This window comes from Mycolicibacterium nivoides, assembly GCF_003855255.1.
In the GTDB taxonomy this organism is placed as follows: domain Bacteria; phylum Actinomycetota; class Actinomycetes; order Mycobacteriales; family Mycobacteriaceae; genus Mycobacterium; species Mycobacterium nivoides.
In genome coordinates this window covers 5,017,308-5,030,320 of sequence record NZ_CP034072.1, presented here as the reverse complement: position 1 = coordinate 5,030,320, position 13,013 = coordinate 5,017,308, and the positions used below count along the sequence as shown (strand labels likewise).

Annotated in this window: 15 protein-coding genes; 8 read left to right on the top strand and 7 right to left on the bottom strand. The window is 66.7% G+C overall.

Going from position 1 to position 13,013, the window contains the following annotated elements:
• Positions 1-19: 19 nt before the first annotated feature.
• The 5 genes from EH231_RS24520 to EH231_RS24500 form a co-directional block, all read right to left on the bottom strand.
• Positions 20-883, bottom strand: a complete 864-nt coding sequence (locus EH231_RS24520; protein ID WP_124713493.1) for an LLM class F420-dependent oxidoreductase — start codon at positions 881-883, stop codon at positions 20-22.
• Between the two features lie 72 nt (positions 884-955).
• A complete protein-coding gene (locus EH231_RS24515; protein WP_090424688.1) occupies positions 956-2,443 on the bottom strand; it encodes an ATP-binding protein in 1,488 nt (495 codons plus the stop codon).
• A 33-nt stretch (positions 2,444-2,476) separates the two neighbouring features.
• A complete protein-coding gene (locus EH231_RS24510; protein WP_164481004.1) occupies positions 2,477-4,168 on the bottom strand; it encodes an NAD(P)/FAD-dependent oxidoreductase in 1,692 nt (563 codons plus the stop codon).
• Positions 4,169-4,204: 36 nt separating this feature from the next.
• The gene (locus tag EH231_RS24505; RefSeq protein WP_090424690.1) at positions 4,205-5,734 is read right to left on the bottom strand and encodes a flotillin family protein; all 1,530 of its coding nucleotides are present in this window, start codon (positions 5,732-5,734) and stop codon (positions 4,205-4,207) included.
• 38 nt (positions 5,735-5,772) lie between these two features.
• The gene (locus EH231_RS24500; protein ID WP_170856184.1) at positions 5,773-6,267 is read right to left on the bottom strand and encodes an NfeD family membrane protein; all 495 of its coding nucleotides are present in this window, start codon (positions 6,265-6,267) and stop codon (positions 5,773-5,775) included.
• A gap of 331 nt (positions 6,268-6,598) precedes the next feature.
• On the opposite strand from EH231_RS24500, the gene infA reads away from it, so the two are divergent.
• The 8 genes from infA to truA all read left to right on the top strand — a co-directional run bounded on the left by infA (position 6,599) and on the right by truA (position 11,237).
• Positions 6,599-6,820: a translation initiation factor IF-1 gene (infA, locus tag EH231_RS24495; protein ID WP_003418601.1), complete on the top strand. Its 222-nt coding sequence runs from the start codon at positions 6,599-6,601 to the stop codon at positions 6,818-6,820.
• Positions 6,821-6,905: 85 nt separating this feature from the next.
• Positions 6,906-7,019 carry a 50S ribosomal protein L36 gene (gene rpmJ, locus EH231_RS24490; RefSeq protein WP_003879483.1) on the top strand — a complete coding sequence of 38 codons (114 nt, stop codon included), beginning with the start codon at positions 6,906-6,908 and terminating at the stop codon, positions 7,017-7,019.
• Between the two features lie 196 nt (positions 7,020-7,215).
• On the top strand, positions 7,216-7,590 hold the full coding sequence (gene rpsM, locus EH231_RS24485) for a 30S ribosomal protein S13 (protein WP_044519236.1): 375 nt from the start codon (positions 7,216-7,218) through the stop codon (positions 7,588-7,590).
• Positions 7,591-7,595: 5 nt separating this feature from the next.
• Entirely contained in the window at positions 7,596-8,009 is a 414-nt protein-coding gene (gene rpsK / locus EH231_RS24480) for a 30S ribosomal protein S11 (RefSeq protein WP_004571524.1), read from the top strand.
• A gap of 14 nt (positions 8,010-8,023) precedes the next feature.
• A complete protein-coding gene (rpsD, locus tag EH231_RS24475; RefSeq protein WP_044516249.1) occupies positions 8,024-8,629 on the top strand; it encodes a 30S ribosomal protein S4 in 606 nt (201 codons plus the stop codon).
• 74 nt (positions 8,630-8,703) lie between these two features.
• The gene (locus tag EH231_RS24470; protein ID WP_090424692.1) at positions 8,704-9,756 is read left to right on the top strand and encodes a DNA-directed RNA polymerase subunit alpha; all 1,053 of its coding nucleotides are present in this window, start codon (positions 8,704-8,706) and stop codon (positions 9,754-9,756) included.
• Positions 9,757-9,814: 58 nt separating this feature from the next.
• Positions 9,815-10,360 (top strand): 50S ribosomal protein L17, encoded by a 546-nt coding sequence (rplQ, locus tag EH231_RS24465; protein WP_090424693.1) that lies wholly within the window; start codon positions 9,815-9,817, stop codon positions 10,358-10,360.
• Positions 10,361-10,367: 7 nt separating this feature from the next.
• Positions 10,368-11,237, top strand: a complete 870-nt coding sequence (gene truA, locus EH231_RS24460) for a tRNA pseudouridine(38-40) synthase TruA (protein ID WP_164481248.1) — start codon at positions 10,368-10,370, stop codon at positions 11,235-11,237.
• 172 nt (positions 11,238-11,409) lie between these two features.
• Here truA and EH231_RS24455 read toward each other — a convergent pair whose 3' ends face one another.
• Together EH231_RS24455 and EH231_RS24450 are read right to left on the bottom strand one after the other, a co-directional pair.
• Positions 11,410-12,294, bottom strand: coding sequence for a hypothetical protein (locus EH231_RS24455; protein WP_241177802.1), 885 nt, complete (start codon positions 12,292-12,294; stop codon positions 11,410-11,412).
• 63 nt (positions 12,295-12,357) lie between these two features.
• Positions 12,358-13,005 carry a cutinase family protein gene (locus EH231_RS24450; protein ID WP_090424694.1) on the bottom strand — a complete coding sequence of 216 codons (648 nt, stop codon included), beginning with the start codon at positions 13,003-13,005 and terminating at the stop codon, positions 12,358-12,360.
• Positions 13,006-13,013 lie beyond the last annotated feature (8 nt).

Below are 13,013 nucleotides of genomic sequence, written 5' to 3'. Positions count from 1 at the left end.
AGTCCTTGTCTGTGGTCCTCTAAGCCAAGCCGAGCGGCCCGGCGAGTTCGGCCAGTGCGGGTACCAGTTTGTCGGGTGAGGTCAGCACTTGTACAGGCACGTGGTCGGCCCCGGCGTCGCGATGCTGCCGCAGCCGGGCGGCCACCTCGTCCACCGTGCCGTACGCGACGACGGCGTCGATGAACCGGTCACTGCCCGGTTTGGCCAGATCCTCGTCGGTGAAACCGAGTCGCTTGAAGTTGTTGAGGTAGTTGCTCAGACCGAGATAGATGTCGAGTGCCTTGCGGCCCAGGGCGCGGGCCTTCTCGGTGTCGGTGGTGAGCACCGCTTTGTGCTCGGGAGCCAGAAATGCGTCGGGACCGATCAACTCGCGCGCCTGCGCGGTGTGTTCCGGTGTCGTCAGGTACGGGTGCGCGCCCGCCGAGCGGGCCGCCGACAGCTGCAGCACCTTGGGGCCCAGAGCGGCGACGACCCGGCGGTGTTTGGGCACGCCGTACTCATCGAGCTTGTCGAGGTAATCGGTGAGCGCGTCGAGCGGCTTGCGGTACTCGCCGATGGCCTCGCGGTGGCCGACCCCGATGCCGAGCAGGAACCGGCCCGGGTAGGCCGTCTCGATGCGGTGGAACGACTCGGCTACCGGGCCCGCGGCCGCACTCCAGATGTTCACGATGCCGGTGGCCAGCTGCAAGGTATCGGTGGCGGCCAGGATCGGATCGATCCACTCGAGCTCGGCGGGTGGCGACCCGCCGGCCCAGATCGCGCCGTAGCCCAGTCCTTCGATGTCTCGCAGCTGCTGCGGCGACAGTTGCTGGAACTGCGAGTAATGGCCGAACGCGCCGTATGTGCCGAGATCGGGCTTGCCGCCCGTTGTGGTCTGGGTCATGAACGTCTCAACGGGGGTGCACGCGGCGGCTATTCCGGGTGAATCACGCTGATTCTGGATCTGGCCGGGCGATTACTCCGCCGCTTCAGTCTCCGCGGCCTGGGTTTCGGGCGCGGGGGCCTGCAAGGGCAACAGCACGATGAACCGGGTGTCGCCGGGCTTGGACTGCACCCGCAGATCGCCGTGGTGCTTTTCCACCACGATGCGCCAGGCCAGATCCAGACCCAGGCCGGTGCCCTCGCCGAACGGCTTGGTGGTGAAGAACGGCGTGAAGATGCGGTTGATGTCCTCGGCGGGGATACCCGGCCCGTCGTCGCAGATCTCCACCCGGATCATCTCGTCGGTCTCCCGGGAGGTGCGCAGGGTCAGCGTGCCGTGGCCGTCCATCGCCTGGACGGCGTTGTCGATGATGTTGGTCCACACTTGATTGAGATCGCCTGGGTAGCAATGCAATTCGGGCAGTGACTTGTCCAGGTCCTTGCACAGGCTGACCGGCTTGTCCTTACCGATCTTGTCGCCGAACATCATCAGCGTGCTGCGCAGCAGTTCGTGGACGTCGGCGCTCTGATAATCGCCGCGGTCCATCTGGGAGTACTGCTTGGCGCCGGCCAGCAGCGCCGAGATCCGCTTGCTCGCCTCGGCGATCTCGTTCATCCGCAGCTCGGTGTCGATGGTGTACTTCAGCCAGCCCAGGGCCGCCTGCAGGGTGGCCGACGCCTCCCCGTCCTTGAGCGCGTCATCGACCGACGCCGAGATGCGTTCCAGCCAGTCGATGTCGAGACCGGCCTCGACGAACGTCGGAGCGTAGTCCCAGGCGAACACGATGTCGTGGTCCTCGAGCCAGTCGCCCATCTCGTCCTCGCGGTCGGATGTCTCCAGCGCGGTGAGCTCCAGCCCCTTGTGCTTGGCGACCTGCTCGGCGACCTCGTCCTGGATGGTTACCAGCATCCGCAGCGCTTGCGGGGTGAACTTGCCATCGGCCAGCATCGCCAGCTTGTGCCGCATCTTGCCGACACCTTCGCGCAGGTCGGCCACGGCGCGGGCGGTGGCGGCCGCCGGGTTGTTGAGCTGATGGGTCAGGCCGGCGGTGATGTTGCCGAGGGCCAGCAGCTTCTCGCGCTGACCGATGATCTGGCTCTGGCGCCGGCCGCCGACCTTGTGGCCCTCCAGCAGATGCACCGCCATCGGGAACTGGGACTGCATGAACCCCGCGAACGCATTGGCGTCCAGCACGAACACCCGCGACGGCTTCGTCAGGCGTACCGACGCCTCGTAGACGTGTTCCTCGCCGGGAATGTAGGCCGACCAGGCGCCGAAGTAGACGCCGCGCATCGAGGTGCGGTTGGTCTGGATGTCGACACCGCCGGAGCGCTTCGACATCACCAGCTCGCCATCGAGCATGACGTAGAAGCACGTGGCCGGATCACCCTCGGTGACGATCGGGCCGGCCGGGAATGTCTCGATGCTGCCGGCCTGACACAACGTGTCGAGTTGCGCGTCGGAAAGATGCTCGAACAGGAACAGTGTCCGTAGTTCGTCCCGCACGCAGGTCTCGCCCATATCCGTCCTCAACTCCTCAGGCCTCGCCGGCCATCACGCTTCTGCCAGGTATCGGTGCACGAGCATCACAGCCATCGACCCTTCGCCGACGGCGGCAGCCACCCGCTTGGCGGACTCGGCACGCACATCTCCTGCAACAAACACACCGGGCACACTTGTTTCCAGATGATGCGGCGGACGTTCCAGGGTCCAGCCGCACACGTCGCGCAGGTCGGGGCCGGCCAGGATGAACCCGTGGTCGTCGCGGGCCACCACGCCGTCGAGCCAGTCGGTGCGCGGGGTGGCGCCGATGAAGCAGCACAGCCGTGAAGCACGCACCTCCTCGTGCTCGCCGGACTGCCTGTTCACCAACTCCAGTGCCGCCAGATGGTCGTCCTCACCGGTGGCACCGACCACCTCGGTGCAGGTGCGCACGAAGATGTTGGGCGTCTGTTCGATCTGCTGGATCAGGTAGTACGACATCGACGCTTCCAGCGACGGGCCGCGCACCAGCAGCGTCACCGACTTGGCCTCGCGCGACATGAACATCGCGGCCTGCCCGGCAGAGTTGGCGCCGCCGACGATGTACACGTCCTCGCCGCGGCATTCGGAGGCGTCCGACACCGAGGCGCCGTAGTACACACCGCGGCCGACGAAGTTGTTCGGGTTGTCGGGATCGGCGAAGCATCCCGGCACCGGGAGCTGGCGGTACTCGACACCGGTGGCCAGGATGACCGCGCGGGCGCCGATGGTCTCGCCGTCGGCGAAGGTGATGGTGCGGGCCGCGCCCGCGATGTCGAGGGCGACGGCTTCGCGGGTGGTGATCACCTCCGCACCGAACCGCTCGGCCTGCCTGCGGGCCGAGGTGGCGAGTTCGGCGCCAGACACCCCGGTCGGGAAGCCGAGATAGTTCTCGATCCGGGAACTGCGGCCGGCCTGTCCGCCGGTCGTGGTGCCCTCGATCAGCACCGTGCGCAACCCCTCGGAGGCTCCGTACACCGCGGCGGCCAGACCCGCCGGGCCACCGCCGATCACCGCGAGGTCGTACATGGTCAGCGACGGAGTGGTCGAGAGCCCCAGCATGTCGGCGAGCTCGCCGTCACTGGGTTCGACGAGTGTCTCGCCGCCCTCGGTGATCACCACCGGCAACTGCAGACCGTCCAGGCCCGCGGCGTCCAACAGCTGACGGCCGACGGGCTCGTCGGTGGTGAACGCGCGGAAGGTGTGCTGGTTGCGGGCCAGGAACTGGCGCACCTCCCAGGACCGCGAACTCCACTGGTGCCCGATCACCTTGGTGTGCGGGATGGCCCGGTCGCCGACGGCGTGCCAGGCCTCCAGCAGACCGTCGACCACCGGGTAGAGCTTCTCCTCGGGCGGATCCCACGGCTTGAGCAGGTAGTGGTCGAGGTCGACGACGTTGATGGCGTCGATGGCCGCGGTGGTGTCTGCGTACGCCGTCAACAGCACGCGCCGGGCCATCGGATACAGGTCCATCGCCGATTCGAGGAACTCGATGCCGCTCATCTGCGGCATCCGGTAGTCGGCGACGAACACCGCGACGGTGTCGCCGCGCAGCTTCAGCTCGTTGAGGGTCTCCAGGGCGTCCGGGCCGGATTCGGCACGCACGATCCGGTAGCGCTCGCCGTAGTGGCGGCGCAGATCGCGGGCGACGGCACGCGAAACCGCGGGATCGTCGTCGACGGTCAGGATCACGGGTTTACGGGGCTGGGAGGCGGGGCCAGTCATCGCTACCAATTATGCGCCCCGCCGCCAGCAGTTTTCTCAGCTCGGGTGCGAGCTGCTCCCGTTGTTCGCGTTGGACCCCTGGAGCATGGCCGCCACGTCGATGCCCGAGGCCTTGAGCGACTCCAGGATGTTGGCCACCGCCAGCGGGCTGATACCGAGCAGGCCGCCGACCGCGTCCTGGGTGTCGCGTGAGCCACCGATGATCGACAGCCGCTCGATCTCGGCCAGGGGAGAGGCGGCCGCTTCGGTCGCCTTGACCACAGAGGCCAGCACGTCGGGCAGCATCAGCAGGCGCGCGGCGTCGGCTGTGTAGCCGTTGAGCGCGGCGGCGATCTCCTTCTTACCGTTGGCCTCGGCCAGTAGTTTGGCCTCGATACCGGCGGCCTCGGCCTGCTGTTCGACGCGCAGCGCGTCGGCCAGTTCCTTCTTACCGGCGGCCTCGGCGACCAGCTTGGCCTGCAGGCTGTCCGCCTCGGCCTGCTTCTCGACCCGGAGCGCGTCGGCGGCGGCCTTGCGGGCATCCGCCTCGGCCTGGCCCTTGCGCCGCTCGGCCTCGGCGGCGGCCTCGGCAGCCAGGATCGTGGACTGGCGCTGACCTTCGGCCATCGCGATGTCCGCCTGGCGTCTCGCCTCGGCGGGCGCGATCACGTCGGCCTGCAGAGCGGCCTGTGCCTGCTCGGCACGACGCTGCTCCACCTCGATGCGGGCCTGCACCCGGGCCGCCTCGGCCTGCTCGGTGGCGATGCCGACGTCCTTCTGCGCGCGGGCGTTGGCCAGCGGCCCGGCCTGGTCGGCCTGGGCGTTCTCGGCCTCGGTCTGCGCGCGCAAGCGGGCCAGCTCGACGTCGCGCTTCTGGTTCGCGGTGGCGATGGCGGTATCGGCCTCGGCCTGGGCGATGGAACCCTCCTGGCGGGCCTTGGCCGACTGGATCTGGGCGTCGCGCTCGGCCTCGGCGGTGCCGACCGTGGCGTCCCGCTTGACCTCGGCGATGCGGCGCTGGCCGAGCGACTTCAGGTAGTCGTTGGCATCGGAGATACCGGCGATCTTGAGGACGTCGACCTCCATGCCGATGCGGGCCAGGTCGCCGCCGGCCTCCTCGACCACGCTGCGGGCCAGGCTGTCGCGGTTGGAGTTGAGATCCTCGACGGTCATGGTCGCGGTGATGCCGCGCAGGCTGCCGGCCAGGATCTCGTTGATCTGGCGCTGCAGCTCATTGAGGTCGGAGGTCAGGAAGCGTTGGACCGCGGTCTGCACGGCCTCGTCGGCCGAGCCGATGCGGACCAGCCCGACCGCCTCGACGTTGACCGGCACACCGTTGTTGGACAGCGCGTTCTGCAGGTTGATGCTGACGTTGAACGGCTCCAGGCTCATGATGTCGACCCGCTCGATGCCGGGCATCCGGAACCGGGCGCCGCCGCGCACCACCTTGGGCGTGCCGCGCCCGGTGAACACGGCCACCTCGTTGGGCGGCACCTTGATGTAGTTCTTGACGTAGACCAGCGGTATGACCACCAGGATCAGGACGGCGGCGATGGCGGCCAGGACGACGATGAGCAGCAGGGACACGGTTGTGCCTTTCTGAAGGTTTGGTGCTCGGGTACGACTCAGGTTTCTGGAACAGCGACGACGTGAACGAAGTCGGGGTCGATGTCGGCGATGTAGACGCGGGTGGCCTTGGGTAGCGCGGCCGTCTCGTCGCTCTTGGCGCGGGAGAACACGCGGTTGCCGTCGGCGTCGACGAAGGAGACCTCACCCCAGCCGCCCGGCGGAACCTCGAGGGTGACCGTGCCGAGCAGGCCCACATAGGAGGACCGGCCCCGGTGCGAGTTGGACTGCTGGCGGCGCATGTAGGGCAGCAGCAGTCCGTTGAGGGCGACCACCAGGACGACGGCGCAGGCCGCCGCCAGCGCCGGGGTCCAGACGGTGCCCAGCCCCAGCCAGGTGCCGATCATGCCCCCGGTCCCGGCGCCGAGCAGGGCGACCGACAAGCCGGTCAGGCTGAGGAAAGGCATCCCGTCCCCGTGGCCGACATCGGCGAGGAGGAGGGCGGCCAGTACAGCGACGCCGCCGACGACGAACGCGGCCAGGTAAACAGCCATCACGTGCTCGTGGTCTCCGTTCGCCGGGCGCGGGGTCAGTCCGTACCATTCTCGCTTGATCCGGGGCTTCGCCGCGCACCAAATTTCGGTGGAGGTATCGGGTGGCCGGAGCTGTTCAGCCGTGATTTTGGCGCAGGCCGTCGAGCGGGTATTGTGGACCAACGGTGCGGCTATCGTGCCGACTTTTTGCGTGCCCCGTCTTGGAACTGCTGAATTTCTGCAATTTCGTCTGGATCCGGCTCACGTTTCGAAGTTGGTCGCCGGCAGCATCACGACGGGCTGCATTGCGACTGATGAAGCTACGAAACGAAAGCAAGGATCGCCGAAGAGTATGGCCAAGAAAGACGGTGCCATCGAGGTCGAGGGTCGCGTGGTCGAACCTCTGCCCAATGCGATGTTCCGCATTGAGCTGGAGAACGGACACAAGGTCCTGGCCCACATCAGCGGCAAGATGCGGCAGCACTACATCCGCATCCTGCCCGAGGACCGGGTAGTGGTGGAGCTCTCTCCCTACGACCTGTCCCGGGGCCGCATCGTGTACCGGTACAAGTGACCCGATAGAAGCCCGACCAGTAACGACGAGAACGGTGACGTGCGCATGTGCACGCCACCAACAGAGCCAGAAGGATCGAAAAGCCGTGAAGGTGAACCCGAGCGTCAAGCCCATCTGCGATAAGTGCAGGGTGATCCGCCGGCATGGGCGGGTCATGGTGATCTGCAGCGATCCGCGCCACAAGCAGCGCCAGGGCTAAACCGTCCACACACGGACGGCGCACGACAACTGAATGATGAACTCCCAGCACCACTGAGCGATACGCCGCTCATCTGCGATGCAAGCCTCGTGCGAGCATCCACGTCCGGTACGGAGGCCGGACCCCGGAGAGTCCTTAGGGGCTGATGGGAACGGGCTGGGACCAGACCTCCGCAGAGAAGAAGGAACACCGCCACATGGCACGCCTCGTGGGCGTCGATCTTCCGCGCGACAAGCGCATGGAGATCGCGCTGACTTACATTTTCGGCATCGGCCGTACCCGTTCGAACGAGATCCTCGCCGCGACGGGCATTGACAAGAACATGCGCACGAAGGACCTGACCGACGATCAGGTGACCGTTCTGCGCGACTACATCGAAGGCAACCTCAAGGTTGAGGGTGACCTGCGCCGCGAGGTGCAGGCCGACATTCGCCGCAAGATCGAGATCGGCTGCTACCAGGGCCTGCGGCACCGCCGTGGCCTGCCGGTGCGTGGCCAGCGGACCAAGACCAACGCGCGTACCCGCAAGGGCCCCAAGCGCACCATCGCCGGCAAGAAGAAGGCTAGGTAACCCCGATGGCACCACCGAAGAAGGCCGCGGGCGCCAAGCGCGGTAAGACCACCCGTCGCCGGGAAAAGAAGAACGTTCCGCACGGCGCCGCGCACATCAAGAGCACGTTCAACAACACGATCGTCTCCATCACCGATCCTCAGGGCAACGTCATCGCCTGGGCGTCGTCGGGTCACGTCGGCTTCAAGGGTTCGCGTAAGTCGACCCCGTTCGCCGCACAGCTGGCCGCCGAGAATGCCGCCCGCAAGGCGCAGGAGCACGGCGTGAAGAAGGTCGACGTGTTCGTCAAGGGTCCGGGTTCGGGCCGCGAGACCGCCATCCGCTCGCTGCAGGCCGCAGGCCTCGAGGTGGGCGCGATTTCCGACGTCACTCCGCAGCCGCACAACGGCTGCCGTCCGCCCAAGCGGCGCCGGGTCTAGGGAGGATCTGAACAATGGCTCGTTATACCGGACCCGCCACCCGCAAGTCGCGCCGTCTCGGCGTCGACCTGGTCGGCGGAGATCAGTCGTTCGAGAAGCGCCCCTACCCGCCCGGCCAGCACGGCCGCGCGCGGATCAAGGAGAGCGAATACCGCACTCAGCTGCAGGAGAAGCAGAAGGCTCGCTTCACCTACGGCGTGCTGGAGAAGCAGTTCCGCAAGTACTACGAAGAGGCCAACCGCAAGGCGGGCAAGACGGGTGAGAACCTGCTCCAGATCCTGGAGAGCCGCCTGGACAACGTGGTGTACCGCGCCGGCTTGGCGCGCACCCGCCGGATGGCCCGTCAGCTGGTCAGCCACGGCCACTTCACCGTCAACGGTGTCAAGGTGAACATCCCGAGCTTCCGGGTGTCGCAGTACGACATCATCGACGTCAAGGAGAAGTCGCTCAACACCCTGCCGTTCGAGGTTTCTCGGCAGACCGCGGGTGAGCGTCCGATCCCGTCGTGGCTGCAGGTCGTCGGCGAGCGTCAGCGGATCCTGGTGCACCAGCTGCCCGAGCGTGCGCAGATCCAGGTGCCGCTCGCCGAACAGCTCATCGTCGAGTTCTACTCGAAGTAATGACTTACCGGCCACCCGGCCGGTAAGTACCCAGACGGCATCAAATAGCGGGTGCCGAGAAGGAGAAGAACACAATGCTGATCTCTCAGCGACCCACACTGGCCGAGGAAACCCTCGCCGACAACCGCTCCAAGTTCGTCATCGAGCCCTTGGAGCCCGGTTTCGGTTACACGCTGGGTAACTCGCTGCGGCGCACGCTGCTGTCGTCCATTCCGGGCGCAGCGGTCACGAGCATCCGCATCGACGGTGTGCTGCACGAGTTCACCACCGTTCCCGGGGTGAAGGAAGACGTCACCGACATCATCCTGAACCTCAAGGGCCTGGTCGTGTCCTCCGAGGAGGACGAGCCGGTCACCATGTACCTGCGCAAGCAGGGCCCGGGTGCGGTCACCGCTGGTGACATCGTCCCGCCGGCCGGTGTCACGGTGCACAACCCGGACATGCACATCGCCACCCTGAACGACAAGGGCAAGCTGGAGGTCGAGCTCGTCGTCGAGCGCGGTCGCGGCTACGTCCCGGCCGTGCAGAACAAGGCGTCGGGCGCCGAGATCGGCCGTATCCCGGTCGATTCCATCTACTCGCCGGTCCTCAAGGTCACCTACAAGGTGGAGGCCACCCGCGTCGAGCAGCGCACCGACTTCGACAAGCTGATCCTCGATGTCGAGACCAAGAATTCGATCAGCCCGCGTGACGCCCTGGCGTCGGCAGGCAAGACCCTGGTCGAACTGTTCGGTCTGGCACGGGAACTCAACGTCGAGGCCGAGGGCATCGAGATCGGCCCGTCGCCGGCCGAGGCAGACCACATCGCCAGCTTCGCGCTGCCGATCGACGATCTGGACCTGACCGTCCGTTCGTACAACTGCCTCAAGCGCGAGGGTGTGCACACGGTGGGCGAGCTCGTCGCCCGCACGGAGTCCGACCTGCTGGACATCCGTAACTTCGGTCAGAAGTCCATCGACGAGGTGAAGATCAAGCTGCACCAGCTGGGTCTCTCGCTGAAGGACAGCCCGGCCACCTTCGATCCGTCCGAGGTTGCCGGCTACGACGCCGCCACCGGCACCTGGACCAGCGACGCAGGCTACGACCTGGATGCTGACCAGGACTACGCCGAGACCGAGCAGCTTTAAAGAATCCGTCCCGGTCCTACCTGATACGGGGACCGGCCCCATTTAGGAGATAGTCGCAATGCCCAAGCCCACAAAGGGTGCCCGCCTCGGCGGGTCGTCCTCACACCAGAAGGCGATCCTGGCCAACCTGGCCACGTCGCTGTTCGAGCACGGTCGCATCAAGACGACCGAGCCGAAGGCCCGGGCGTTGCGTCCGTACGCCGAGAAGCTGATCACCCACGCCAAGAAGGGTGAGCTGCACAACCGGCGCGAGGTGCTGAAGAAGATCCGTGACAAGGACGTCGTGCACGCCCTGTTCGCCGAGATCGGTCCCTTCTTCGCCGATCGCGAGGGTGGCTACACCCGCATCATCAAGGTCGAGAACCGTAAGGGCGACAACGCCCCCATGGCGGTCATCGAGCTGGTGCGGGAGAAGACGGTGACCTCCGAGGCTGACCGCGCTCGTCGTGCCGCCGCCGCGCAGGCCAAGGCCGCCGAGGCTGAGGCTCCCAAGGCTGAAGAGGCCGAGGAGACCCCGGTTGCCGAGGTCGAGGCTGAGGACGAGGCCATCGCCGACGCCCAGACGGCTGAGGCTGCGGCCGAGGATGACGCTGCCAAGTCGTAGCGACAACATGAACATGCCCGCCACCGGAATCGGTGGCGGGCATGTTCGTTTGCGCCTGGACATCGCCTACGACGGCACCGATTTCGCGGGCTGGGCGACGCAGGCCGGTCAACGCACCGTCGCCGGCGTGATCGACGACGCGCTCTCGACGGTGTTCCGGAGGCCGGTGGTGACGCGCACCGCGGGCCGAACCGACACCGGGGTACATGCCACCGGCCAGGTCGCTCACGTCGACATCCCCACCGACGCACTCCCGCACGCGTACCCGCGGACCATCCGCCCGGCCGATACCGAGTTCACCCCGCTGGTACGACGATTGGCGCGGCTACTGCCGACCGACGTCCGGATCCGCGACATCGTCCGGGCACCTGCGGGTTTCGACGCCAGGTTCTCGGCACTGCGCCGGCACTACACCTACCGACTGAGCCTCGCCCCCTACGGGGTCGAGCCGGCCGAAGCGCGGTTCATCACACCGTGGTCGAAACCTCTGGACCTCGACGCGATGGCTGCCGCTTCACGGGAACTGTTGGGGCTCAACGATTTCGCGGCGTTCTGTCGCCGCCGTCCCGGGGCCACCACGATCCGAGATCTGCAGCGGCTGGAGTGGGTGCGCGACGGCTTCTACGTAACGGCGTACGTCACCGCGGATGCCTTCTGCTGGAACATGGTTCGCTCGCTGGTCGGCGCGATGCTGGCGGTGGGGGAGGGTCGGCGGTCACCTGAGTGGACCGCCGGGCTGCTGGGCGAGGCGAGCAGATCGAGTGATTTCGCCGCTGCTCCTGCCCGCGGGCTCACACTCGTGCAGGTCGACTACCCGGCCGACGATGAGCTCGAGGCCCGCAACTTGATCACCCGTGACGTGCGGACCGCTGACTGAGCGTCTGGCCTGCACTTCGGTGCTCGGACGTCCGGGTTCGTACTTCCCGATTCAGGCTCTGCAACGAATGTGTATGTTGCTGCGGTTTTTTGGCCCTTGGGTTCAGGGGTCTAACGCAACAGCTGGGTTGGACGGGTTGGACAGTAGCTGGTCGAGGGCTTGGGTGGGTGTTCTACCCACGCCGTGCGGCTGCCAACAGCTTTCGCCGCACCCGCTCGACGATGTCGTTCTGGCCTGAGAGCATCGACTCGGTCACCCAGACCACGGTCCAGCCGTACGATTCGAGTTCGGCCGTGTGCGAGTGCACCCACGCTCGGCACCCGGCTGAGTCCTTCTCCTCATCGCACTCGACGGCCAACTTCCATCTAGGCCAACCCATCGCCGCCCGGTTCCACCCCAAACCCCACTGGTCATAGAACGGGATCTGAGTTTGGAGCCCCGGTATCCCCGTGTGGCGTAGCAGTAGCCGAGTTCGCGACTCAAGCGGCGACTCGGCGCCGCCATTGGCCCGCGCCAGCGACATCCGCAGACGGTCGATACCTCGAATCCCCGGAATCGCATCGGCCAACGACCACACCGTCTCTCGGTCGATTCCGGACTGGTTCATCAACGCATCCAACACCGGGACGGCATCTGCGCACGGCAGCAACCGGCCCAGATCGAACACCGTCCGCGCCACGGTGGTGACCCGCATCCCGTCCACGTCACAAATATCTTCAGGGGCAAGGGCATACGAGCGCACCTGGATCCCGGCCGGCGCGCGTCGATTGCCCCGTACGACCTCGGCCGGCGCGTTGACGTCCAACCAGTTGACGCCGTGCACCGCGGCCGCCGAAATGCCGCACAGAACAGCGTCGGGACCGGCGAACAGCCATGTGGCCCGGGCTCGCAATCCCGGTGTGAGGGCGACGTCATCGGCGAGATACACATTGCGGTAGACGGCGCGATACCTCGTACGCAGATCGTGGGCGGTGAGTAGTCCGGCTTCTATTGCGTCGCTGCCCAGGAAGGGCCCGGGCCGACTGCCGGGAGAAGAGTCCGGGAGTTGTTCGTCCACGGGGCCAGCATCGGTGGGTCTACCGACAATCGACCTGCCCCGGACGAATGTTATCCACAGCCCTCAGAGGCGGGCGGAGACGAACCTGGCCGCCTGGGCCACCATGCCTGACCGGATGTAGCCGGGCGCCAGGTGATCCTGCCAGCCGGCCCGCCACTTGTACGGGCTGCTCGGATTGCAGATCGGATCATCGGAGTGGCACAAGTCGATGGTGCGGTTCTGATAGGCCGGGTTCAACAGCGTGATCGGTGCGGCCCAGTTGGCGCCGTTGCCGAACAGTGCCACCGCCGCGACGTGCCGGTCCGTGCCCTTGGGAAGCGGACTGTTGAAGGTGAACGCCGAGATCGGCATCGCCAGAATGAGATCGGTCGCGACGGCGCCGAGCGAGTATCCGCCCAGGATGAGCCGGGTGTTCGGACAGTTGCGGGTCATCCACTGCACGTGGCGGCTCATGTCGTTGGCGGCCACGTCAGCCTGGGTGTCGGCCGGGTACCTCACCGAATAGAGGGCGACATTCGGTCCGCGCAGCGTGCGCAGTGCGTTGACGAAGGCGGCACCGACTTGTCCGGGACCTGGGGGCTCCATGCGGCCGCGGGCGAACACCACCTCCGCCGGTGGGCAGGTGGCGGCCTTCGCGGCGCCAATCATGCTGGGCGCCACCGTCATTGGTACCACAACGGCAGTCAAAGCGGTGATCAGTGCGGCCGACATTCGATGGC